Source organism: Aeromicrobium alkaliterrae, assembly GCF_039529015.1.
Taxonomy (GTDB): Bacteria; Actinomycetota; Actinomycetes; order Propionibacteriales; family Nocardioidaceae; genus Aeromicrobium; species Aeromicrobium alkaliterrae.
This window is the reverse complement of record NZ_BAAAME010000002.1, coordinates 515,581-536,082: the sequence shown is the minus strand read 5'-3', so window position 1 is coordinate 536,082 and position 20,502 is coordinate 515,581. Positions and strand designations below refer to the sequence as shown.

Below are 20,502 nucleotides of genomic sequence, written 5' to 3'. Positions count from 1 at the left end.
CCACCACCACCCGACCGCTCGCGAGCGAGTTCCCGCCCCTCGAGGAGTGAGTTTCCGCCCCGATGTGGGGCGGAAACTCACTCGCGAAGGGGCGGGAATCCACTCGCCGAGGGGCGGGAATCCACTCGCGAGCGGTCGTTACCGGAGGGTGGCGGAGTGCTGGGCGGAGGCGGCCTGGACCGCGGCGTCGCGGGCCGACTTGATGTCGGCGTCGGTCAGCGTGCGGTCCGGGGCGCGCAGGCGCAGCGAGAACGCGAGCGAGCGCTGGCCCTCCGGCACCTGGCCGCCGGTGTAGACGTCGAACAGCCGGACCGACTCGATCAGCTCGCTCGCGCCGGCCAGCGTCGACCGCAGCGCCTCGGCCGCGACGTCGTCGGCCACGAGGAACGCGAGGTCCTCCTTGGCGACGGGGAACGACGAGAACGCCGGCTTGGGCCCGACCTCGGGCGAGGCCGCCAGGAGGACGTCGAGGTCGATCTCGGCGGCACCGACCCGGCCGGGCAGCCCGTGCTCGGCCGCGACGGCGGGGTGCAGCTCACCGGCATGGCCCACGACGGTGCCGTCGGCCAGGACGATCTCGGCGCAGCGCCCCGGGTGGAACGGCGCGACCTGGGCCGCGCGCACCTCGACCTCCACGTGCAGGACCTGCGTCACGCGCCGCACGACCGCGAGGGCGTCCGACCACGCGACGGCGCGCCCGGCGCCGTCCCAGCCGGAGCGCTCACGCTCACCGACGAGCACCAGGCCGACGTGCTGCGGCTGGTGCGGCAGCGCCGCGTCGAGCGCTGCGATCTCTGCATCGGTCGGGCGACGATCGACGCCGTAGATCGGCGCACCGACCGGCTCGGCCGCCGCCAGGAACACGCGGGCGATCTCGCTGATCTCGACGACGTCGTGCCCGCGGCTCACGTTGAGCGAGGCCGCGCGCAGCAGGCCGACCAGCAGCGTCGGGGTGAGCCCCGGCTCCTCGGCCGACAACGGGTTGGCCAGGATCACCTGACGGCGACGCTCGTCGTCGGCGGGCAGGCCAAGACGGTCGAGGTCGGCAGCGCCCACGAACGGCAGGGTCATGACCTCGGTCAGGCCCGCACCGGCGAGCACGTGCCCGACGCGGCGGCGCAGCACCTGGTTCCTCGACAGGCCCCGACCGCCCGTGGGCGTCGGAAGCACCGACGGCACGGTGTCGTAGCCGGCCGAGCGCAGCGCCTCCTCGACGAAGTCGTTCGGGTCGTTGAGGTCGAAGCGCCACGTGGGCGGCGTGACCGTGAAGGTCGCGCCGTCGGTGGCGACGATGCAGCCGTTGCGCTCGTAGACGTCCTGGGCGAACGCCGGCGTGATGTCGACGCCGGAGACTCGGGCCGGGAGGTCGACCGGGAACGTCACCGGGACGGACGCCGGCACCGTGCCGACGTGCGCGGCGCCGGGCTCGACCGTGCCACCGCCGAGCTCGGCGAGCAGCTGGGCCACCCGCGCGGCACCGGCGAGCGTGAGCGCCGGGTCGACGCCGCGCTCGTACCGCTTGGCCGCCTCGGACGGAAGCTTGTGACGGCGCTCGCCACGGAAGATCGTGACCGGGTCCCAGAACGCGGCCTCCACGACGACGTCGGTCGTCTCGGGTCCGATCTCGGTCGAGGCACCGCCCATGACGCCCGCGAGGCCGATGATGCCGGAGTCGTCGACGATCACCAGGTCCTCGGGCGTCAGCGTGCGCTTCACGTCGTCGAGCGTCGTGACCGTCTCCCCCGCCGTGGCCCGGCGCACGACGATGTCGCCGCTGACCTTCGCTCGGTCGTAGCAGTGGTTCGGCTGGCCGAGCTCGAGCATGACGTAGTTGCTGACGTCGACCGTGAGCGAGATCGAGCGCATGCCGGCCTGCGTGATGCGCCGGACCATCCAGTCCGGTGCCGTGCGCGTGGGGTCGATGCCGGTGACGACGACCGTCGTGAACACCGGACACCCCTCCGGGTCCTCCACCCGCACGGGGTACCCGCCCTCGCCGACCGGCAGCGTGACCGCGTCGACCGGGTCCGAGAACGGCAGGTCGAACGCGAGGGCCGTGTCGCGGGCGACGCCGCGCAGGCTGAGGGCGTACGCGCGGTCGGGATTGACCTCGAGGTCGAGCGTCTGGTCGGCGAGTCCGAGCAGCTCGGTGGCCGAGTCGCCCGGCTCCGCGGACCCGGGAGCGAGCACGAGGATGCCCGCCGCGCTGGACTCGTCGTCCGGAAGGCCCAGCTCCTTCGTGGAGCAGATCATGCCGTCGGAGACGTGGCCGTAGGTCTTGCGTGAGCCGATCTCGAACCCGAGCTCGGGCAGGAACGTGCCGGGCAGCGACACCACGACGAGGTCGCCCACGGCGAAGTTGTGCGCGCCGCAGACGATGCCGCGCGAGGCGACGTCGTCGCCCGGTGCATCCGGCACGGACGCGACGTTCTGTGCGCCGACGTCGACCCGGCACCAGTTGATGGTCTTGCCGTTCTTCTGCTCCTCGGGCGAGATCGCGAGCACGCGCCCCACCGTCAGCGGGCCGGAGATGCCGCCGCCGATGATCTCCTCGAGCTTGAGGTCGTACATCGTCAGGCGGTCGGCCAGCTGCTCGGTCGTGACCTCAGCCGGCAGATCGACGAGAGTGCGAAGCCACTCGACGGGCACCTTCATCAGAGACCAACTCCGAACGGCTCGGTGAAGCGGACGTCGCCGTCCCAGAGGTCACGCAGGTCGGCGATGTCGTAGCGGCTCGTGACCGTGCGGTCGAGGCCCATGCCGAAGGCGAAGCCCGAGTACCGCTCGGGGTCGACGCCGCAGGCCACCAGCACGCGCGGGTTGACCACGCCGCAGCCGCCCCACTCGATCCAGCCCTCGCCGCCGCACGTGCGGCACGAGCCCACCGAGGCGGGGTCGTTGTGGCAGACGTAGCAGAGCAGGTCGACCTCGGCGCTCGGCTCGGTGAACGGGAAGTACGACGGGCGGAACCGCGTCGTCATGCCGTCGCCGTAGACGGCCTGGGCGAAGTGGTCGAGCGTGCCCTTGAGGTGCGCCATCGACAGGCCCTCGTCGATCGCGAGGCCCTCGACCTGGTGGAAGACCGGCATGTGCGTCGCGTCGGCCTCGTCGGTGCGGTAGACCCGCCCGGGACAGACGACGTAGATGGGGGGCGTGCGCGTGAGCATCGAGCGCGCCTGCACCGGCGACGTGTGCGTGCGCAGGACCTGCGCCGACTCCGCGGGCTCGACCCAGAACGTGTCCTGCATCGTGCGCGCCGGGTGGTCAGGCCCCAGGTTCATCGCGTCGAAGTTGAGCCACTCGGCCTCGACCTCGGGGCCCTCGGCGACCTCCCAGCCCATCGCGACGAAGATGTCGGCGACGAGCTCCTGGATCGTGGTGATGGGGTGGCGCGCGCCGACGACCTCACGATCGACCGGCAGGGTGACGTCGACCGCCTCCGCCGCGAGCTGCGCGGCCGACTCGACGGCCTCCAGCTCCTCGGTGCGGGCCGCGATGGCTCGGTTGACCTCGCCGCGGGCCTGACCGATGCGCTGACCGGCCTCCTTGCGCGCCTGCGGGGGCAGCGCACCGATCTCGCGGTTCGCGAGCGCCAGGGGCGATCGGTCGCCGGCGTGGTCGAGACGCGCCTGCTTGAGGTCGGCCAGCGTCGTCGCCGCAGCGACGGCCTCGAGGGCCTCGCGGGCGACGCGGGCGACCTCGTCGGGGTGCAGGGGCGTGACCTCGACGGGGTCGTAGTCGGAGTTCGGAGCGGACACGGTCCCTGAGTCTACGGGTGACGATTGCGCCGTCGGCGAACCGGCTTGAGACCCGGCAGCGATCGGCGTTGGATGGGGCGATGGACCTGCTCGTGCTCGGCGGAACCGCGTTTCTCGGGCGGGCGGTCGCCACCGAGGCCGTGGCACGCGGGCACCGGGTGGTGTGTGCCGCGCGGGGCTCCGCTCCGGTGCCTGACGGAGCCTCGCTCGTCCGGCTCGACCGTGACCACGACCGCGGTCTCGCGCCGGTCGTCGACCACTCGTGGGACGCCGTCGTCGACGTCACCCGCACCCCGCGCCACACGGAGCGCGCGGTGCGCGACCTCACGACCCAGCACCACGTGCTCGTCTCCACGGGCAACGTCTACGCACGGTTCGACCGTCCCGAGCAGTCCGAGGACGCGGCCCTGTGCGCGCCCGTCGACGACCTCGACGACATCAGCGACTACGGCCGCGGCAAGGTCGCGTGCGAGAGTCTCGTCCGCGCAGCCTCCGCGACGAGCACCGTCGTGCGCTCCGGCCTGATCGGTGGCCCGGGCGACACGAGCGGCCGCAGCGGCTACTATCCCTGGCGCTTCGCGCACCCCACCGGCGCCGACGTGCTGCTTCCCGCCGTCCCGGACTTCCCGGTCGCGCTCATCGACGTCGAGGACCTTGCGCGATGGCTCGTCCTCGCGGCCGAGCGACGCATCGACGGCACCTTCAACGCGACGGGTCGGACGACCACGCTGGCCGAGGTCGTCCGCCTGGCCGCAGACGTCGCGGGGAGTGACGCGACACCCCGCTGGGTCGACCCGGCCGAGCTCGAGCGTCTCGGGGTGGCGGCCTGGATGGGGCCGACCTCGCTCCCCCTCTGGATCGACGACCCGGCGTGGCGCTGGTTCGCCACGATGGACACGGTGGCTGCTCGGACCGCAGGGCTGGTGACACGGCCCCTCGCCGACACCTTGGCGCGCACCCTGGCCTACGAAGAGCGACGCACCGAGCCGCGGCTGGCCGGCCTCACTGACCCCGACGAGATCCGCGTGCGCGCAGCGCTCGACGCGGCCTGATCCCGGCTCAGTCGGTGAGGGCGTCGGGCTCGTTCACGGGGAGCCAGACGTCGATCTGCGCTCCCCCGCCGTCGGCGTCGTCGATCGTGACGAGGCCGCCGTGCTGGGTCACGATGCCGCCGACGATGTACATGCCCAGACCGCTGCCCGCACCGGGTCCGGCCTTCCAGAAACGGCTGAAGACCCGCTGCCGCAGCTCGGCCGGGATGCCCGGCCCCTGGTCGACGAGCCGCACCCGCACGCCCGGGGCGCCGTCGTGCTTGAGGTCGGCCACCTCGACCCGCCGCAGGCCGTGACCGTGCCGCATCGCGTTCTCGACGAGGTTCGTCATGACCTGGACGATCCGGTCGCCGTCACCCCAGACGACCTCGACCCCCGCGATCGCCGACTCCCACGACGGCTCGCTCCCGGCCGCCGAGACGCTGCGCAGGACGCGGTCGACGAGCTCGTCGAGCCGGACCGGGCCGCGCTTCAGCGTCAGACGTCCGGAGTCGATGCGCGCCGCGTCGAGCAGCTCGGTGATGAGGCGGGTCAGCCGGTCGGCGTCGGCGTCGACGGTCTCGAGCATGAACTGCCGCTGCTCGTCGGTGAAGCGGTCCCACTTGCTGAGCAGCGTGGCCGTGAACCCCTTGATGCCCGTGAGCGGCGACCGCAGCTCGTGCGCGACTGTTGCGACGAGGTCGGAGCGCTCGCGGTCGCGCTGGTTGCGGGCGCGGGCGCTGCGGATGCCGACGACGACCTGCTGCACGGTGCCCGCGGGCCGGTCGCGCTGGATCGACGCGGTGATGAGGTACTCCGAGCCGCGCGGCGAGTACCAGGACTGCTCGGAGATCGCGGTGCGCGTGTTGAGCCCGTCGTACGGACGCATCGAGGCCATCCACGTGTGGCCGTTGAGGTCGTCGAACGGCAGCGCGTCGTCGAGCATCATGCCGATCATCTCGTCGCCGTGCGCCCGGGCCAGCTTGCGCACCCGCTCGTTGACGTAGGTGACGCGTCCGTCGGGTCCGGCCACGATCAGGCCGTCCGGGAAGTCGGCGAAGTCGTCGTGGCCCACGGTCCGACCCTAGCCCTGTCCGGCGGCTACGCCCGCTGAGCGCGGGCGCTGGCGTAGAGGCAGACCGCGGCGGCGGTCGCCAGGTTGAGGCTCTCGGCCGCTCCGTAGATCGGGATCGAGACGACCGTGTCGGCCATCGCCCGACGCTCCGGGGGAAGGCCCCAGGCCTCGTTGCCGAGCAGCCACGCGGTCGGGGCGGCGAGGTCGAGCTCCGGCCCCTCGTCGAACAGCCCGGCGTCTCCCCCGCCGTCGGCCGCGAGCACCGTCAGCCCGGCCGCCCGCACGGCGTCGATCGCCGTCGCGACGTCGCGCTCGACGACGACCGGCAGGTGGAACAGCGAGCCGACCGTGGAGCGCACGACCTTCGGACCGAGCGGGTCGACGCAGTCACCCGCGAGCAGGACCGCGTCGGCACCGACGGCGTCGGCGCAGCGGATCACGGCTCCGGCGTTGCCGGGGTCGCGCACGTCGGCGCACACGACCACGAGCCGGGCGTCCGTCAGGTCGACGTCGCCCAGACCGCGCACGATGCTGCGGCAGCGGGCGACCATGCCCTGCGGGGCGACGGCGTCGGCGATCTCCGCGACGACCGCGTCGGGGACCACCTGCCAGTCGGGCGAGGCGTCGGCGATGTCGGCGTACCGGGCGGTGGCGTCAGCCGTGGCGAAGACCTCGAGCACGACCCCCGCGGTGACCGCCTCGCGCACGGCCTGCGGGCCCTCGGCGAGGAACTCCCCCGCCGTGGCCCGGAACGCACGAGTGGCGAGCCGCCGAGCGTGCTTCACCCGTCCTGATCGGACGGTGAGCTGCTCGGGACTCGCCACTGGTGAGGGAGGTCGACGGTCGCGTCAGGCGACCGCGTCGTCCTTCGGCGCGTTGACGTCGGCCGGGAGGTTGTCCTTGGCCAGCTGCACGAGGGCGCTGAACGCGGCCGGGTCGCTCACGGCGAGCTCGGCCAGGTTCTTGCGGTCGACCTCGAGCTCCGCGGCCTTGAGGCCCTGGATGAACCGGTTGTAGGTCATGCCCTCGGCGCGGACCGCAGCGTTGATGCGCTGGATCCAGAGACGACGGAAGTCGCCCTTGCGCGCCTTGCGGTCGCGGTAGTTGTAGACCAGGGAGTGGGTGACCTGCTCCTTGGCCTTGCGGTACAGGCGCGACCGCTGACCGCGGTAGCCCGAAGCGCGCTCGAGTGTCTCGCGGCGCTTCTTCTGTGCGTTGACAGAACGCTTCACGCGTGCCATCTGGAACTCCTTAAAACGGGGGGTGTGGGGACGAGCGAGCGGTCAGAGACCGAGCAGCTTCTTGACCTTCTTGGTGTCGGCCTTCGACACGTCGGTCGTGCCGGCGAGGCGGCGCGTACGGGTCGAGGACTTGTACTCCAAGAGGTGCCGACGGTTGGTCTGCTCGCGACGGAGCTTGCCGCTGCCGGTGATCTTGACGCGCTTCTTCATTCCCGAGTGGGGCTTGAACTTCGGCACTATGCCTCCATGTCTGGGTCGAGGTTCTCGGAACGTCGACGGGGCTTCTTGGGTGTTGCGGTCTCGTGGGCCTGCTCACGGTGCGCCTTCTCGAAGGCCTCGTCGGCCTCCTTCTGGGCCGTGCGCTCGGCGGTGACCTTGGCCTTCTCGGCCTTGACCTCGGCCTGGGCCTCGGACTTCTTCTTCAGGGGTCCGAGCACCATCGTCATGTTGCGGCCGTCCTGGCGCGCGTTGCTCTCGATGAAGCCCAGGTCCTCGACGTCGGCAGCCAGGCGCTGGAGCAGGCGGTAGCCGAGCTCGGGGCGGTGCTGCTCACGACCACGGAACATGATCGTGATCTTGACCTTGTCGCCGGCCTTGAGGAAGCGCACGACGTGACCCTTCTTGGTGTCGTAGTCGTGAGCATCGATCTTCGGTCGGAGCTTCATCTCCTTGATGATGGTGTTCGTCTGGTTGCGCCGTGACTCGCGAGCCTTCTGGGCCGCCTCGTACTTGAACTTGCCGTAGTCCATGAGACGACAGACGGGCGGACGCGCGGTCGGCGCGACCTCGACGAGGTCGAGGTCGCTCTCGGCGGCCAGTCGCAGGGCATCTTCGATACGGACGATGCCCACCTGCTCTCCGCCGGGTCCGACGAGACGGACCTCGGGAACGCGGATGCGGTCGTTGACGCGCAGCTCGGTGCTGATGGATCCTCCTGGTGGTCGTGGTGAGGGCCCGAAAACAAAAGGCCCCCGTCAGAAACGGAGGCCACCAGGGAACGCACGGCGCACCCCGCCTGAGCGGTGCACGACGGACGTCGTGGGCCGGACGAACCGGCCGTTACCCCAGGACGGTGAGTCCTGCAGGTGGGAGATGGCCTCCACTTCAGTGCAACATCGTAGCAGCGCGCTGTCTTCCCGCACAAAACGACACTCCTCACGTCGCCGACACATCCACGACGTGGATGCGAAACACGCGTGACGCACGATGGCTCCATGCCCTGGCGCGTGCGCACGACTCTCGACGACCGACCCGGAATCCTGGCCGAGGTCGCCCAGGCCTGCGGCCACGCGGGCCTCAACATCGTCTCGATGCAGGTCTTCGGCGTCGCCGACCGCGTCACGGACGAGTTCGTCGTCGACGGACCGTTGGACGAGGTCGCGGTGGCGGAGGTCTTCGCGAAGGCCGGCGGCACCGACGTCGCGGTGACCCGGATCGAGACGGGCACGATCGTCGACGCGCCGACGCGCTACCTCGAGGCCGTGCACCAGGTGCTCGAGGAGGGGCGTGACGTGGAGGAGGTCCTGCGCGAGCTGCTCGCGACCGAGCCGCCGGACGTCGCCGACTACGCCGGGCACGACGTCCTGGACCTCGTCCGGCGCGGCGGCACGACCCTGCGCATCAGTCGGGCCGTGCCGTTCACCCCGGCCGAGCGCTCGCGGGCGCAGGCGTTGCTGTCGCTCGTCAGCGACGCGGGCGCCGACCTGCCGCTGATCGCCCCCTCCGCCTTCCACCCGATCCCGCTCGTGCGCGAGGCGGCGCTCGCCGACATCGACGCGGTCGCCGCCCTGCACAGCAGATGCAGCGTCGAGACGCTGTACGCGCGCTACCAGACCCCGCTGCGCATGCCGATGACCACGCGCTTCGCACGCCGCCTCGTCGTGCCCGAGCACGGCGTCGCGCTGGTCGCCCAGGCCGGACTCGACGTCGTCGGTCACGCGGTCGTCGAGCCGGGCGAGCCCCGCTGGACCGCCCAGGTGCTGGTGGAGGACGCCTGGAGCGCCCGTGGGATCGGCACGATGCTGGTCCGTCAGGCCGCTGCCACGGCCCGGGCTGGTCACGCCGACGCGCTCACGTTCCTCTCGGCGGGCTCGAACGACGCACTGCTGCGGTCGGTCGGCAGCGCCGGCTTCGTCGCGCGCGTGGAGCGACGCGACGACGTCGTCCACATCACCGTTCCCCTGCGCGGCTGACCGAGCTCACGCCAGGCGCACCCCCGGGTGGTTGAGGTGCGACGAGCTCTGCGAGGAGCCTCGAAACCGTGGTCACCACGCGAGCCGAGCCAGCCAGGGTTTCGAGGCTCAGGCGCCGGGGCGGACCCACGCGGTGCCGGTGGCGGTGCGCGCCAGGACGTCGCCGGCCGCGAGGTGCTGCAGGTCGTCGGTCTCGACGACCTGCCAGTGCGGCTGGCCGAGGTCGAGGACGATCGCGGACGCGCCCTCGGCGACCGCCGACTGCGCCGCGGCCTGACCGTGCACCGGGACAGGACGCGCCTGCGGGTTCCAGGCCTCCATCGTCGCGACGCTGGTGAACGCGAGCAGCGCCTGGCGACCGTCGGCCCCGGTCATGAGCACCGCGGCCATGTCGGCGTTCTTGTCGCCGCCGTTCGCGGCCCGCTCCCCCAGGACCGCCACGATCGGCACGAACACCCGCGCCGCACCGAGCTGGGCGAGCACCGCGTCACGGTCCCCCAGCACGGGTACGAGCTCCGGGGCCGTCCGTCCGTCGTCGCCGGGGAACGCCGGCTCGGCGAGACCCCGCTCGTGCTGCTGCGGCTCGTGCTCGCCGGACTCGGCGCTCATGCCGCCCAGGCGCGCAGCTGCGAGACGATCTCGCGGCCGTCGCCGTCGGACGACTGGAGCGCGAAGAGGATGACGCGCTCGTCGTCCTTCGTGACCAGGGTGGCCCACGGCGCTCCGGGCTTCATCGAGATGCCCTCGACCTGGTCCCAGGTCAGGTGGTGCCGCTTGTAGCCGTTCACGACCTCGATGCCCTCGGCGTCGGCCCTCACGACGCTGCGCCCCACGCCGTGCAGCAGCGCCAGGACGGCCACGGCGAGCAGCCACATCGTGATGCGCTCCGAGACCGAGAAGTAGACGTAGTCGGGCAGAGCACGCCCCATCGCGACGATGCTGACGAGCATCAGGACCGCGACGGCGTACGCGACGATGCGGGGGCCCTGCGGGCGGACGACGAGCCGGTCGGCGGCGGACACGGTCATCAGATCCTGCACGCCAGGATGTCGGTCACGAGGATCCCTCGCGCACCGATCGCGTACAGGTCGTCCATGACCCGCTGGGCGCGGTCGCGCGGCACCATGGACCGCACGGCGGACCACCCCTCGCTGTGCAGCGGGGAGACGGTCGGCGACTCGATGCCGGGCGTGAGCGTGACGGCGTCCTCGACCTGCTCGGTGCGGATGTCGTAGTCCATCATCACGTAGGAGCGGGCCACGAGGACGCTGTCGAGGCGGCGCTTGAAGACGTCGAAGCCGGCCGGCTCGGTGTCGCCGCGGCGACGGGCCAGTACGCCCTCGGAGGACAGGATCGGCTCCCCGAAGACCGCGAGTCCCGCCTGGCGCAGCGTCGTGCCGGTCTCGACGACGTCGGCGATCGCGTCGGCGACGCCGAGGCGGATCGACGACTCGACAGCCCCGTCGAGACGGACGACCGAGGCCTCGATGCCCCGCTCGGCCAGGTAGTCGCGCACCAGGCCGCGGTACGAGGTGGCGACGCGACGGCCGGCGAGCTCCTCGACCGTCGTGGGTCCGCCCTCGGGGGCGGCGAACCGGAACGTGGACGAGGCGAAGCCGAGCGTCATGACCTCGTCGGCCTGCGCGCCGGAGTCGAGCAGCAGGTCGCGGCCGGTGATGCCGACGTCGAGCGTGCCCTCCCCCACGTAGATCGCGATGTCACGCGGACGCAGGTAGAAGAACTCGACGTCGTTCTCGGCGTCGACGCAGACCAGGTCCTTGGCGTTGCGGCGCTGGCGGTAGCCCGCCTCGGCCAGCATGAGGGCGGCCGACTCGGCCAGCGATCCCTTGTTCGGGACGGCAACTTTCAGCATGGGGTTCCTTCGGTGGAGGTGGCGTGCGGCATCGGCAGCGGGGGTCTCCCCCTCACAGATGCGCGTACACGTCGTCCAGCGAGATGCCCTTCGCGATCATCATGACCTGGGCGTGGTACAGCAGCTGGCTGATCTCCTCGGCGGCGCGAGCGGCGTCCTCGTGCTCGGCCGCCATCCAGGACTCGGCGGCCTCCTCGACGAGCTTCTTGCCGATCGTGTGGACACCGGCATCGAGCTCAGCGACGGTGCGCGAGCCCTCCGGTCGGGTCGTCGCCTTGTGGCTGAGCTCGGCGAACAGCTCGTCGAACGTCTTCATGGCGCCCTCAGTCTAGGGGGCGGTCGAGACGAGCCCGCGCAGCACCTGCCAGGCGCCCAGGGCGGCCTCGCTGGCCTCGCGCCCCTTGTCCTCCTTGCTGCCCGGAAGTCCGGCCCGATCGAGCGCCTGCTGGTCGTCGTCGCACGTGAGGAGTCCGAAGCCGACCGGCACGCCCGTGTCGAGCGCGACCCGGGTCAGGCCGTCGGTCGCGGCCGCCGAGACGTACTCGAAGTGGGGGGTCCCGCCACGGATGATGACGCCGAGCGCCACGACCGCGTCGAAGCCCGCCACCGCTGCACCCTGGGCGACGAGCGGCAGCTCGAAGGAGCCCGGCACGCGCACGAGCTCGACCTGCGTGACGCCGGCCTCGGCGAGCGCGGCCTGTGCGCCCGCGATGAGGCCGTCCATGACCTCGGTGTGCCACAGCGACGCGACGATCGCGACGCGCGCGCCACTGCCGTCGATCGCGAGGGATGGTGCTCCGTGTCCTGCCACGTCAGACCTCCTCGGTCGTGATGACGGGGAGCGGGAGGTCGTGACCCATCCGCTCCGCCTTGGTCGTGAGGTACCGCAGGTTGTGCTCGGTCGGCGCGATGTGGACGGGGATGCGCTCGCCCACCTTGACTCCGTAGCGCTCCAGGGCCGCCGACTTCTCCGGGTTGTTCGTCAGCAGGCGCACCGAGGCGATGCCGAGGTCGCGCAGGATCTGCGCGGCAGCGGCGTAGTCGCGCTCGTCCTCGCCGAACCCGAGCTCGAGGTTCGCGTCGACCGTGTCGCGGCCGCGCTCCTGCAGCTCGTAGGCCTGCAGCTTGTGCAGCAGCCCGATGCCGCGCCCCTCGTGCCCGCGCAGGTAGATCACGACGCCGGCACCCTCGTCGGTGAGCGCCGCGAAGGACGCCTGCAGCTGCGGGCCGCAGTCACAGCGCTGCGAGCCGAAGACGTCGCCCGTGAGGCACTCGCTGTGCACGCGGACCAGGACGTCCTCGGTCAGCTCCCCGCCCGCCGGGGTGGCGCCGAGGTTGCCGACCGATCCGTGGACCAGGGCGATGTGCTCGGCGCCGTCGATGCGGTCGCGGTAGCCGAGCGCCTGGAACGTGCCGAACTCGGTCGGCAGGTTGGTGCTGGCGAGCCGCTCGACCTGCTGCTCCTCGCGGCGCAGGTGGATCTGGAGGTCCTCGATCGAGACCAGGGCCAGGCCGTGCTCGTCGGCGAACTCGCGCAGCTGCGGGAGCCGCTTGAGCGTGCCGTCGTCGTTCATGACCTCGCCGATGACGCCGGCCGGGGTGAGCCCCGCCAGGCGCGCCAGGTCGACCGCGGCCTCGGTGTGCCCCGGACGCTCCAGGACTCCCCCGGGCTTGGCGCGCAGCGGCACGATGTGTCCCGGTTGGGTGATCTCGAACGGCTCGGTCGCCGAGTCGGCCAGCACGCGGCACGTGCGCGCCCGGTCGGAGGCCGAGATGCCGGTCGTGACGCCGTCACGCGCGTCGATCGACACGGTGTACGCGGTGCGCAGGCGGTCGCGGTTGTGCGGCGTCATGAGCGGGATCGCGAGGCGGTCGAGGATCTCGCCCGTGATCGGCGCGCACACCAGGCCGCTGGAGTACCGCACGAGGAACGCCATGAGCTCGGGCGTGGCCTTGCTCGCGGCGAAGATGATGTCGCCCTCGTTCTCGCGGTTCTCGTCGTCGACGACCACGACCGCGCGGCCCGCGCGGATGTCGTCGATGGCGCGCTCGATGGGGTCCAGAACGATGTCACTCATGACCGGGTCCTTTCCGGTGGCCGAGCATGCGCTCGACGTACTTGGCCAGCACGTCGACCTCGAGGTTCACGAGGTCGTCGGGCTGGAGGTCGCCGAGCGTGGTGTCGGCGAGCGTCGTGGGGATGAGGGAGACCGAGAACCAGCTCGCGCCGACCTCGGGGTCGTCGTCGACGACCTCGACGACGGTCAGGGAGACGCCCTGGACCGTGATCGAGCCCTTCTCGACGAGGTAACGGGCGAGGTCGTCCGGCACCGAGAAGCGCAGGACCTCCCAGTGCTCGCTCGGCGTGCGGTCCAGCAGGCGACCCGTGCCGTCGACGTGGCCCTGCACGAGGTGCCCGCCGAGGCGTGCACCGGCAGCGAGCGCGCGCTCGAGGTTGACCCGTGAGCCCACTGCGAGCGCGCCGAGCGACGTGCGGTCGAGCGACTCGGCCATGACGTCGGCGGTGAAGGTGTCGGTCGTGGGGTCGACGACCGTGAGGCAGCAGCCGTTGACGGCGATCGAGTCACCGTGCCCGGCGTCGCTCGTGACGACGGCGTCGCGCACCGTCAGGCGCACGGCGTCGCCCTGCTGCTCGATCGCGCTGACGGTGCCGATCGACTCGACGAGTCCGGTGAACATCAGATGTAGGTCTCCCTGGGAGCGGCACCCGGGGTGCCGATGATGCGGATGTCGTGACCGACCGTGCTGAGGTCGGTGATCTCGATGGGCCGCAGGTCGGCCAGCGTGGCCGCCTCGCCCTCGAGCGCGGCGCGGCCCGAGCCCAACATCGACGGCGCGATGTAGCCGATCACGCGGTCGATCAGGCCGGCCTTCCAAAAGCCTCCGGCGAGCCGGGGGCCACCCTCGAGCCAGGCGTGCTTGATGCCGTTCTCGGTCAGCTTGTCCAGCACCTCCTCGGGCTCGCGCGACTGGATCAGCAGGGTCGGCGCGACCCGGTCGAAGACGCGGTAGTAGTTCGGGATGCGGGTCTCGCCGACGACGACCCGCAGGGGCTGCAGGTCGTACGGCAGGGGCAGGTCCTCGGCGTCACGCACGGTCAGGCGCGGGTCGTCGGCGAGCACGGCGCCCGTGCCGGCCACGATCGCGTCGCACTGGGCGCGGAACGTCTGCACGTCACGCCGGGCGTCGGGCCCGGTGATCCATTTGCTGGAGCCGTCGGGCGCGGCGCTGAGGCCGTCCATCGTGGCGGCGTACTTCCAGGTCACGAAGGGTCGCCCGTGGACGACGGCGAACCGCCAGGCACGGTTGTGCGGCTCGGCCTCGTCGGCCAGCACGCCGGTCTCGACCTCGATGCCGGCGGCGCGGAGCACCTCGGCGCCTCCCCCGGCCTCGGAGTGCGGGTCGGTCTCGGCAATCACGACGCGGGTGACTCCGGCGGCGATCAGCGCCTCGGTGCACGGGCCGGTGTTGCCGATGTGGCGGCAGGGCTCCAGCGTGACCACGGCGGTGCCGCCCTTGGCCCGCTCCCCCGCGGCCGCCAGGGCCTCGATCTCGGCATGGGCGCCCTTGCGGACGGTCGCACCGATCCCCACCTCGCGACCATCGGCGTCGAGGACGACGCAGCCGACGGTCGGGTTGGGCAGACAGTTGCCGCGCTCACGCGCCACGTCGATCGCGCGGCGCATGGCCACCAGCTCGATCTCGCTCGCCATGGATACCTCCGGTCGGGCTCACCGTTTCCGGGGCGACGGGAGGGCGGAGGACGGCGGCCGTCCACGGTCGACGCACAGAGCGTCGACACTCGACTCTTCCCATCCGGACTTTCACCGTCGGTCCCGGAGTTCCACCAGGTCAACCGCGTCCTGAGTGGACACGGGTCGCGGACTGTCACCGCCGGCTCGGAATTGCACCGACCCCAGAGTCTTGTGAGCGATTTCTCGTTCACCCACGATTCTACGCAGCCCGTTCCAGGCGGTGAGCAGCGCCCACGAAGCGAGACGGTCGGGTCGTCAGTGACCGCAGGCGGCGAACGCCGAGGTGCGCAGGGCCTCGACCATGGCCGACGGGTCGTCGGCGCCGAAGACGGCCGACCCCGCGACGAACACGTCGGCGCCGGCCTCGGCGCACCGCTCGATCGTCTCGAGCGACACGCCCCCGTCGACCTGCAGCCAGACGTCGGCGCCGCTGGCCGCGATGAGCTCACGGGTGCGGCGGATCTTCGGCAGGCACAGGTCGAGGAACTTCTGGCCGCCGAATCCCGGCTCGACGGTCATGACGAGCACCATGTCGAGCTCCGGCAGGAGGTCGACATACGGATCGATCGGCGTGGCGGGCTTGAGGGCCATCGACGCCCGCGCACCCTGGGCCCGGATCTCGCGCGCCAGGCGCACGGGAGCCGCTGCGGCCTCGACGTGGAAGGTGATGCTGCCCGCGCCCGCCTCGGCGTAGGCGGGGGCCCAGCGGTCCGGGTCGGCGATCATCAGGTGGGCGTCGATCGGCTGCGCCGCGGAGCGGCTGAGCGACTCGATGACCGGCAGCCCCAGGGTCAGGTTCGGGACGAAGTGGTTGTCCATGACGTCCATGTGGAGCCAGTCGGCGCTGGGGATCCGGGCCGCCTCGTCGGCGAGGTGCGCGAAGTCGGCGTTGAGCAGGCTCGGGGTGATCTGGAGGCCCATGGCGGGCAGCCTAGCGGGGGGCCTCGGTCCCCTGGCACCCTCGGGTCAGCGCTTGCGGAGCAGGGCGACGAACATCGCGTCGGTGCCGTCGCGGTGCGGCCACCACCGGTCGACGCGCTCGAGCACCGCGACGCCCCGCCCGACCGTCTCGATGACGTCGAGGGTCTCCTTCGGCGACGGCGAGCACGTCGCGTAGGCGATGACGCCGCCGGGGCGCAGCAGCTCGATCCCGCGTCGCAGCAGCGCCTGCTGCAGCGGCACGAGCGACTCCAGGTCCTCCGGGGTGCGCCGCCAGCGCGCCTCCGGACGACGACGGAGCGCGCCGAGCCCGGTGCACGGGGCGTCGATCAGGATGCGGTCGAACGAACCCGCCTCCCACGGACCCTCGCGGCCGTCGTGGCACGTGACCTCGACGTCCGGCAGGGCTCGCAGCGACTGGCGCACCAGCTCGGCCCGGTGGGGCTGCACCTCGTTGGCGACCAGATGGGCGCCTCGCTCGGCGGCGAGCGCCCCGAGCAGGGCGGCCTTGCCTCCCGGACCTGCGCAGAGGTCGAGCCACCGGCCACGGGGAGGCTCCAGCGGCAGGTCGACGAGCGCCTTCGCCACGAGCTGGGAGCCCTCGTCCTGCACCGCGGCCCGTCCCTCGCGCACGGCGGGGATCTCGCCGGGGTCGCCCGCGTCGAGCACGACGGCCCACGGCGACAGCAGGCCGGGCTTGCCGGGCAGCTCGGCGACCGTGGCCAGCCGGGGCCGCGCGACGAGCGTGACCTTGGGCGCGACGTTGTCGGCCGCCAGCAGCTCCTCGAGCTCGTGCGACGCGTCGACGGCGAGCAGCGAACGGCGCAGCTCGGCCACGACCCAGGCCGGGTGCGAATAGCGGACCGCCAGGGCGGCGTCGCCCGAGAGACCCTCGGTGACCAGGTCGATCCAGGTCGCCAGGTCCCGCTCGGAGACGCGGCGCAGGATCGCGTTCACGAATCCTGCGGGCTTGTGGCCGACCACCCGGCGCACCAGGGCGACCGAGGTCGAGACCGCCGCGTGGTCCGGCACGCGCATCGCGAGGAGCTGGTGCGCACCCAGCCGCAGGACGTCGCGGACCGGAGGATCGAGCTCGCGCGGGGCGAGGTGGTCGATGATCGCGTCGTACGTGCCCTGCCAGCGGATCGTGCCGTGGGTCAGCTCGGTCGCAAACGCGGCGTCGCGGCTGTCGAGGTTCTGGTCGCTGAGGAGCCGCGGCAGGAGCAGGTTGACGTAGGCGTCGTCCTCGCGGACCGCCGCCAGCACGGACCACGCGACACCGCGTGCCGGATCGCTCATGACGTGGACCCGATCACGAGAACGACCCGGCCGGGTCGGAGAGGCCGCGGCCCCAGTCGGCGGCGTCCATGGGCTTCTTCCCGTGGGGACGCACGGTGCCGAGGACGACGTCGGTCGTGGCGGTGCCGACGCGGACCTCCTTCTTCCCGAACGAGACCTGCCCGGGCTCGAGCGTGGACTCGTCGGCGATCGTGAGCGGCTCGATCTTGACCCGCAGGTCGCCCAGCTCGGTCCACGCGCCGGGTGCCGGTGTGCATCCACGGACGTGCCGGTCGATCGCGAACGCCGGCCGGTTCCACGCGATGCGGGCGTCCTCGGTCGTCAGCTTGGGCGCGAGGCTGACGAGCTCCTCGTCCTGCTGCTGCACCCCGATGTCGCCGTCCTCGATGTGGTCGAGCGCGTCGACCAGCAGCCGCGCACCCTCGACCGAGAGGCGCTCGAGCAGGGTGCCCGCCGTGTCCTCCGGCTTGACGAGCTCGGTGATGACGCCGAGCACCGGACCCTCGTCGAGTCCCTCGGTGAGGCTGAAGACGCTGGCTCCGGTGACCTCGTCGCCGGCCATGATCGAGCGCTGCACCGGCGCCGCACCACGCCACGCGGGCAGCACCGAGAAGTGCAGGTTGACCCAGCCGAGCTCGGGGATGTCGAGCGCCGCGCGACGGATCAGTGCGCCGTAGGCCACGATCGGGCAGCAGTCGGGCGCGATCTCGCGCAGACGATCGAGGAAGTCGGGGTCCGACGGCGTGGCCGGCTTGAGCACCTCGATGCCGTGCCGCTCCGCGACCTCCGCGACCGGCGACGCCGACAGGGTGCGACCACGGCCGGCCCGGGCGTCGGGGCGGGTCACGACCGCGACGACCTCGTGCCGGCTCGCGATCAGCGCCTCGAGCGAGGGGACGGCGGTCTCTGGGGTTCCCGCGAAGACGATTCTCATCGAGGCCGAGTCTAGGGACCCCCGTGCGGAGCACGATCAACAACACCGTCTGTGTGACGATCTCCGCATGAGCTTCCAGGCCTACATCGATGCGATCGAGAAGAAGACCGGGCGCCTGCCGCAGGACCTCGTGGACGAGGCCCACGCCCGCGGGTTCGGCCCCGACACGAAGAGCGGCGAGATCATCGCCTGGCTCGCCGAGGAGTACGAGCTGGGTCGCGGCCACGCGATGGCGCTCGTCCACGTCGTGAAGAACGGTCCGCAGATCTCCGACAAGCACGTGGGCACGACCGGGACGCACCGCGACGAGTCGAACCTGCTGCGCCTCGACGGCATCGCGAACCGCTAGCCGCGGCTAGAACGTCAGCGGGTCGACCTGCACCCGGACGGACGTCTGCTTCGCGGCGCTGCGCTCGGCCACGACCTCGCGCAGCGCCGCCGACAGCGCCGGCCCCTCCGACCGAGGAGCGCGCAGCACCAGTCGCTGCACCGTGGGGTCGCGGGGATCGGCCGCGACCGGGCCGAGCACCTCGGTGTTCGGCGTCCAGTCACGCTCGGCGAGCGGCCCCAGCACCTCGGGCACGGCCTCGACCGTGGCCAGGCGGCCGAACGGCGGGAGGTGGGTCTCGCGACGCATCTCGAGCTCGCGGTGCGCCAGGCCGACCGGGTCGGCCCGCACGAGGGCCTGCAGGGACCCGGGATCGCCGACCGCGATCGCCCGGCCCCCGGGTGCGGCGAGCGCGAGGGCGTTGAACCAGCGGCGGTGGGCCTCCTCGGTGACGCGGACGTCGTCGCGACCGAGCGCGAGCCACGTGTCCATCAGCACGATCACGGCGTAGCCACCCGCGACGTGAGGCTCGGCGCCCGGCGTCGCGAGGACGATGCGGTGCCCCGGCTCGACGTCGGTCAGCACCGAGTCGCCGCCCGAGGTCGTGATCTCGTGGTCGGCGAACGCCCGCGCGTACTCCTCGGCGGTGCGGAGCTGCCCCACGACGGGGGCGCGCAGTCGCGGCGAGCCGCAGTGCGGGCACGTCCAGTCCGGCGCCGGGGTGGCGCACCAGCGACACACGAGCTGGGCCTTCGACGCGAGCTGCACGAGCGGGCCGGCGCACGCCGAGCAGCGCGCCGGCTCGCGGCACGCCTGGCACGACAGCGACGCACGGTAGCCGCGCCGGGGCACCTGCACGAGGACCGCACCCTCGGCGCCGCGGATCGCCGCGAACACCTCCGCGGGGAGCCGGGCCGGCGCCGAGCCGTGGGACGAGCCGTCGGTGACCTCCGGGCGCACCCAGGCGGCGCGCCGGACCGGGTCGTCGGCGCTCAGGTCGACGCACCAGCCCGACGCGACGAGCGCCTGGGCCTCCGCGCTGCGGGCGTGCCCGGCCAGCAGGACGCCCGCCTCCTGCTCGTGGGCGCGGGTGAGCAGCACCTCGCGGGAGTGCGGGTACGGGGCCCTGGGCTCGGCCAGCAGGTCGTCGCCGTCGTCCCAGACCGCGACGAGCCCGAGGTCGCGCACCGGGGCCCAGGCCGCCGCGCGGGTGCCGAGGACGACCTGCACGTCGCCGCGGCTCGCCGCCAGGAACGCCCGGTACCGCGCGGCCGGACCCTGGGCGGCCGACAGCACGACGTGGCGGCCGCGGCCCAGCACCTCGGTGAACGCCGAGTCCCACCGTGCGAGGTCGGAGGCGTCCGGGACGCAGACGATCGAGCCCCGACCGGCGTGCAGGGCCGCCAGCACGGCGTGGGCGACGACCTCGGCCGGAAGCTCGGTCGGGAGCACGCTCCGCACCGCTCGCGCCGACCGGCCGTCGCGCAGGGCAGCCAGGTAGGAGGCACCCCCGCCGATCGTCGGCCAGGCGTCCGGGTCGAGCGCCGGCAGCTCGGCGTCGGCCGCCTCGAGACGGCCGGCGGCCTCGGCCCGGGCGTGGCGGGGCGGGATCGCGAGGCGCAGGACGTCGCCCACGGTGCCGGCCCAGCGGTCGACGACGGCCCGCGCCAGGTCGAGGACCTCAGGGGCGAGCACCGGCTCGGACGACACGACCTTGGCGAGCGGGGCGAGCGTGCCCTCGTGCTCGCTCTGCGCGACCCGCTCGAGCAGGAAGCCGTCGGTCTGGCGCCCGGCGAAGCGCACCTTGACGCGGCAGCCGGGGACGGCGGCCTCGTGCAGCGTGGCGGGCACCAGGTAGTCGAAGGGACGGTCGAGGTGGGCGAGCCCCGTGTCGACCTGGACCCGGGCGACCGGCAGGTCGGGCGCCGGCTCGGGCGGCGGCTTGCGCGGCGCGGCAGCGGGCTTCGGGACAGGCGGGCTCGGGAGACCGAGGTCCAGCTGCCCGTCGTCCGTCACCCGGCAGTTCTACCAGCCACGTCCGACCGTCCCCGCCCGC

22 protein-coding genes and 1 riboswitch are annotated in these 20,502 nt (G+C 72.5%); of the genes, 3 read left to right on the top strand and 19 right to left on the bottom strand.

The features are described 5' to 3' along the window. Positions 1–138: 138 nt before the first annotated feature. Complete coding sequence (pheT, locus tag ABD127_RS03710) at positions 139–2,655, bottom strand: phenylalanine--tRNA ligase subunit beta (RefSeq protein ID WP_344197847.1); 2,517 nt, start codon at positions 2,653–2,655, stop codon at positions 139–141. Then, entirely contained in the window at positions 2,655–3,758 is a 1,104-nt protein-coding gene (gene pheS / locus ABD127_RS03705; protein ID WP_344197845.1) for a phenylalanine--tRNA ligase subunit alpha, read from the bottom strand. The genes pheT and pheS overlap by 1 nt, the downstream gene beginning before the upstream one ends. 80 nt (positions 3,759–3,838) lie before the next feature. On the opposite strand from pheS, the gene ABD127_RS03700 reads away from it, so the two are divergent. Then, positions 3,839–4,810, top strand: a complete 972-nt coding sequence (locus tag ABD127_RS03700) for a Rossmann-fold NAD(P)-binding domain-containing protein (RefSeq protein ID WP_344197843.1) — start codon at positions 3,839–3,841, stop codon at positions 4,808–4,810. Between the two features lie 7 nt (positions 4,811–4,817). On the opposite strand, the gene ABD127_RS03695 is transcribed toward ABD127_RS03700, so the two are convergent. The 5 genes from ABD127_RS03695 to infC form a co-directional block, all read right to left on the bottom strand. Beyond that, complete coding sequence (locus ABD127_RS03695; RefSeq protein ID WP_344197841.1) at positions 4,818–5,864, bottom strand: sensor histidine kinase; 1,047 nt, start codon at positions 5,862–5,864, stop codon at positions 4,818–4,820. Positions 5,865–5,890: 26 nt separating this feature from the next. Beyond that, positions 5,891–6,649, bottom strand: a complete 759-nt coding sequence (locus tag ABD127_RS03690) for a TrmH family RNA methyltransferase (protein ID WP_344197839.1) — start codon at positions 6,647–6,649, stop codon at positions 5,891–5,893. 63 nt (positions 6,650–6,712) lie between these two features. Next, positions 6,713–7,105, bottom strand: a complete 393-nt coding sequence (gene rplT, locus ABD127_RS03685; RefSeq protein ID WP_344197837.1) for a 50S ribosomal protein L20 — start codon at positions 7,103–7,105, stop codon at positions 6,713–6,715. 42 nt (positions 7,106–7,147) lie between these two features. Next, positions 7,148–7,342: a 50S ribosomal protein L35 gene (gene rpmI / locus ABD127_RS03680; RefSeq protein ID WP_344197835.1), complete on the bottom strand. Its 195-nt coding sequence runs from the start codon at positions 7,340–7,342 to the stop codon at positions 7,148–7,150. Continuing rightward, the gene (gene infC, locus ABD127_RS03675; RefSeq protein WP_425545793.1) at positions 7,342–8,001 is read right to left on the bottom strand and encodes a translation initiation factor IF-3; all 660 of its coding nucleotides are present in this window, start codon (positions 7,999–8,001) and stop codon (positions 7,342–7,344) included. Before infC ends, rpmI begins: the two co-directional genes overlap by 1 nt. A 318-nt stretch (positions 8,002–8,319) precedes the next feature. Here infC and ABD127_RS03670 point away from each other — a divergent pair, with 318 nt between their 5' ends. Beyond that, positions 8,320–9,297 carry an ACT domain-containing protein gene (locus tag ABD127_RS03670; protein ID WP_344197833.1) on the top strand — a complete coding sequence of 326 codons (978 nt, stop codon included), beginning with the start codon at positions 8,320–8,322 and terminating at the stop codon, positions 9,295–9,297. Between the two features lie 108 nt (positions 9,298–9,405). Here ABD127_RS03670 and ABD127_RS03665 read toward each other — a convergent pair whose 3' ends face one another. The 11 genes from ABD127_RS03665 to fmt form a co-directional block, all read right to left on the bottom strand. Then, complete coding sequence (locus ABD127_RS03665) at positions 9,406–9,906, bottom strand: SseB family protein (RefSeq protein WP_344197831.1); 501 nt, start codon at positions 9,904–9,906, stop codon at positions 9,406–9,408. Next, the gene (locus ABD127_RS03660) at positions 9,903–10,325 is read right to left on the bottom strand and encodes a PH domain-containing protein (RefSeq protein WP_344197829.1); all 423 of its coding nucleotides are present in this window, start codon (positions 10,323–10,325) and stop codon (positions 9,903–9,905) included. Before ABD127_RS03660 ends, ABD127_RS03665 begins: the two co-directional genes overlap by 4 nt. Continuing rightward, complete coding sequence (gene hisG / locus ABD127_RS03655) at positions 10,325–11,170, bottom strand: ATP phosphoribosyltransferase (RefSeq protein ID WP_344197827.1); 846 nt, start codon at positions 11,168–11,170, stop codon at positions 10,325–10,327. The genes ABD127_RS03660 and hisG overlap by 1 nt, the downstream gene beginning before the upstream one ends. A 52-nt stretch (positions 11,171–11,222) precedes the next feature. Beyond that, a complete protein-coding gene (locus ABD127_RS03650; protein WP_229053762.1) occupies positions 11,223–11,486 on the bottom strand; it encodes a phosphoribosyl-ATP diphosphatase in 264 nt (87 codons plus the stop codon). A gap of 12 nt (positions 11,487–11,498) precedes the next feature. Beyond that, positions 11,499–11,981 (bottom strand): 6,7-dimethyl-8-ribityllumazine synthase, encoded by a 483-nt coding sequence (ribH, locus tag ABD127_RS03645; RefSeq protein WP_344197823.1) that lies wholly within the window; start codon positions 11,979–11,981, stop codon positions 11,499–11,501. A 1-nt stretch (position 11,982) separates the two neighbouring features. After that, a complete protein-coding gene (locus ABD127_RS03640) occupies positions 11,983–13,248 on the bottom strand; it encodes a bifunctional 3,4-dihydroxy-2-butanone-4-phosphate synthase/GTP cyclohydrolase II (RefSeq protein ID WP_344197821.1) in 1,266 nt (421 codons plus the stop codon). Next, positions 13,241–13,870, bottom strand: coding sequence for a riboflavin synthase (locus tag ABD127_RS03635; protein WP_344197819.1), 630 nt, complete (start codon positions 13,868–13,870; stop codon positions 13,241–13,243). Before ABD127_RS03635 ends, ABD127_RS03640 begins: the two co-directional genes overlap by 8 nt. Further along, a complete protein-coding gene (gene ribD, locus ABD127_RS03630; protein ID WP_344197817.1) occupies positions 13,870–14,904 on the bottom strand; it encodes a bifunctional diaminohydroxyphosphoribosylaminopyrimidine deaminase/5-amino-6-(5-phosphoribosylamino)uracil reductase RibD in 1,035 nt (344 codons plus the stop codon). The genes ABD127_RS03635 and ribD overlap by 1 nt, the downstream gene beginning before the upstream one ends. 87 nt (positions 14,905–14,991) lie before the next feature. Further along, positions 14,992–15,119: riboswitch (FMN riboswitch) on the bottom strand. A gap of 82 nt (positions 15,120–15,201) precedes the next feature. Continuing rightward, positions 15,202–15,867, bottom strand: a complete 666-nt coding sequence (gene rpe / locus ABD127_RS03625) for a ribulose-phosphate 3-epimerase (protein WP_344197815.1) — start codon at positions 15,865–15,867, stop codon at positions 15,202–15,204. Between the two features lie 45 nt (positions 15,868–15,912). Further along, positions 15,913–17,184 (bottom strand): transcription antitermination factor NusB, encoded by a 1,272-nt coding sequence (locus tag ABD127_RS03620; protein ID WP_344197813.1) that lies wholly within the window; start codon positions 17,182–17,184, stop codon positions 15,913–15,915. A gap of 13 nt (positions 17,185–17,197) precedes the next feature. Further along, entirely contained in the window at positions 17,198–18,118 is a 921-nt protein-coding gene (gene fmt / locus ABD127_RS03615) for a methionyl-tRNA formyltransferase (protein WP_344197811.1), read from the bottom strand. Between the two features lie 67 nt (positions 18,119–18,185). Here fmt and ABD127_RS03610 point away from each other — a divergent pair, with 67 nt between their 5' ends. Next, on the top strand, positions 18,186–18,467 hold the full coding sequence (locus tag ABD127_RS03610; protein ID WP_344197809.1) for a DUF4287 domain-containing protein: 282 nt from the start codon (positions 18,186–18,188) through the stop codon (positions 18,465–18,467). A gap of 6 nt (positions 18,468–18,473) precedes the next feature. On the opposite strand, the gene ABD127_RS03605 is transcribed toward ABD127_RS03610, so the two are convergent. Then, positions 18,474–20,462, bottom strand: coding sequence for a primosomal protein N' family DNA-binding protein (locus tag ABD127_RS03605; protein WP_344197807.1), 1,989 nt, complete (start codon positions 20,460–20,462; stop codon positions 18,474–18,476). Positions 20,463–20,502: the final 40 nt, after the last annotated feature.

What these genes read in the sequence shown, in the direction of transcription:
- pheT (WP_344197847.1), bottom strand. Translation starts at nt 2,655, where the DNA reads ATGAAGGTGCCCGTCGAGTGGCTTCGCACTCTCGTCGATCTGCCGGCT.
- ABD127_RS03700 (WP_344197843.1), top strand. Translation starts at nt 3,839, where the DNA reads ATGGACCTGCTCGTGCTCGGCGGAACCGCGTTTCTCGGGCGGGCGGTC.
- rplT (WP_344197837.1), bottom strand. Translation starts at nt 7,105, where the DNA reads ATGGCACGCGTGAAGCGTTCTGTCAACGCACAGAAGAAGCGCCGCGAG.
- ABD127_RS03670 (WP_344197833.1), top strand. Translation starts at nt 8,320, where the DNA reads ATGCCCTGGCGCGTGCGCACGACTCTCGACGACCGACCCGGAATCCTG.
- ABD127_RS03665 (WP_344197831.1), bottom strand. Translation starts at nt 9,906, where the DNA reads ATGAGCGCCGAGTCCGGCGAGCACGAGCCGCAGCAGCACGAGCGGGGT.
- ABD127_RS03660 (WP_344197829.1), bottom strand. Translation starts at nt 10,325, where the DNA reads ATGACCGTGTCCGCCGCCGACCGGCTCGTCGTCCGCCCGCAGGGCCCC.
- hisG (WP_344197827.1), bottom strand. Translation starts at nt 11,170, where the DNA reads ATGCTGAAAGTTGCCGTCCCGAACAAGGGATCGCTGGCCGAGTCGGCC.
- ABD127_RS03650 (WP_229053762.1), bottom strand. Translation starts at nt 11,486, where the DNA reads ATGAAGACGTTCGACGAGCTGTTCGCCGAGCTCAGCCACAAGGCGACG.
- ABD127_RS03640 (WP_344197821.1), bottom strand. Translation starts at nt 13,248, where the DNA reads ATGAGTGACATCGTTCTGGACCCCATCGAGCGCGCCATCGACGACATC.
- ABD127_RS03635 (WP_344197819.1), bottom strand. Translation starts at nt 13,870, where the DNA reads ATGTTCACCGGACTCGTCGAGTCGATCGGCACCGTCAGCGCGATCGAG.
- ribD (WP_344197817.1), bottom strand. Translation starts at nt 14,904, where the DNA reads ATGGCGAGCGAGATCGAGCTGGTGGCCATGCGCCGCGCGATCGACGTG.
- rpe (WP_344197815.1), bottom strand. Translation starts at nt 15,867, where the DNA reads ATGGGCCTCCAGATCACCCCGAGCCTGCTCAACGCCGACTTCGCGCAC.
- ABD127_RS03620 (WP_344197813.1), bottom strand. Translation starts at nt 17,184, where the DNA reads ATGAGCGATCCGGCACGCGGTGTCGCGTGGTCCGTGCTGGCGGCGGTC.
- fmt (WP_344197811.1), bottom strand. Translation starts at nt 18,118, where the DNA reads ATGAGAATCGTCTTCGCGGGAACCCCAGAGACCGCCGTCCCCTCGCTC.
- ABD127_RS03610 (WP_344197809.1), top strand. Translation starts at nt 18,186, where the DNA reads ATGAGCTTCCAGGCCTACATCGATGCGATCGAGAAGAAGACCGGGCGC.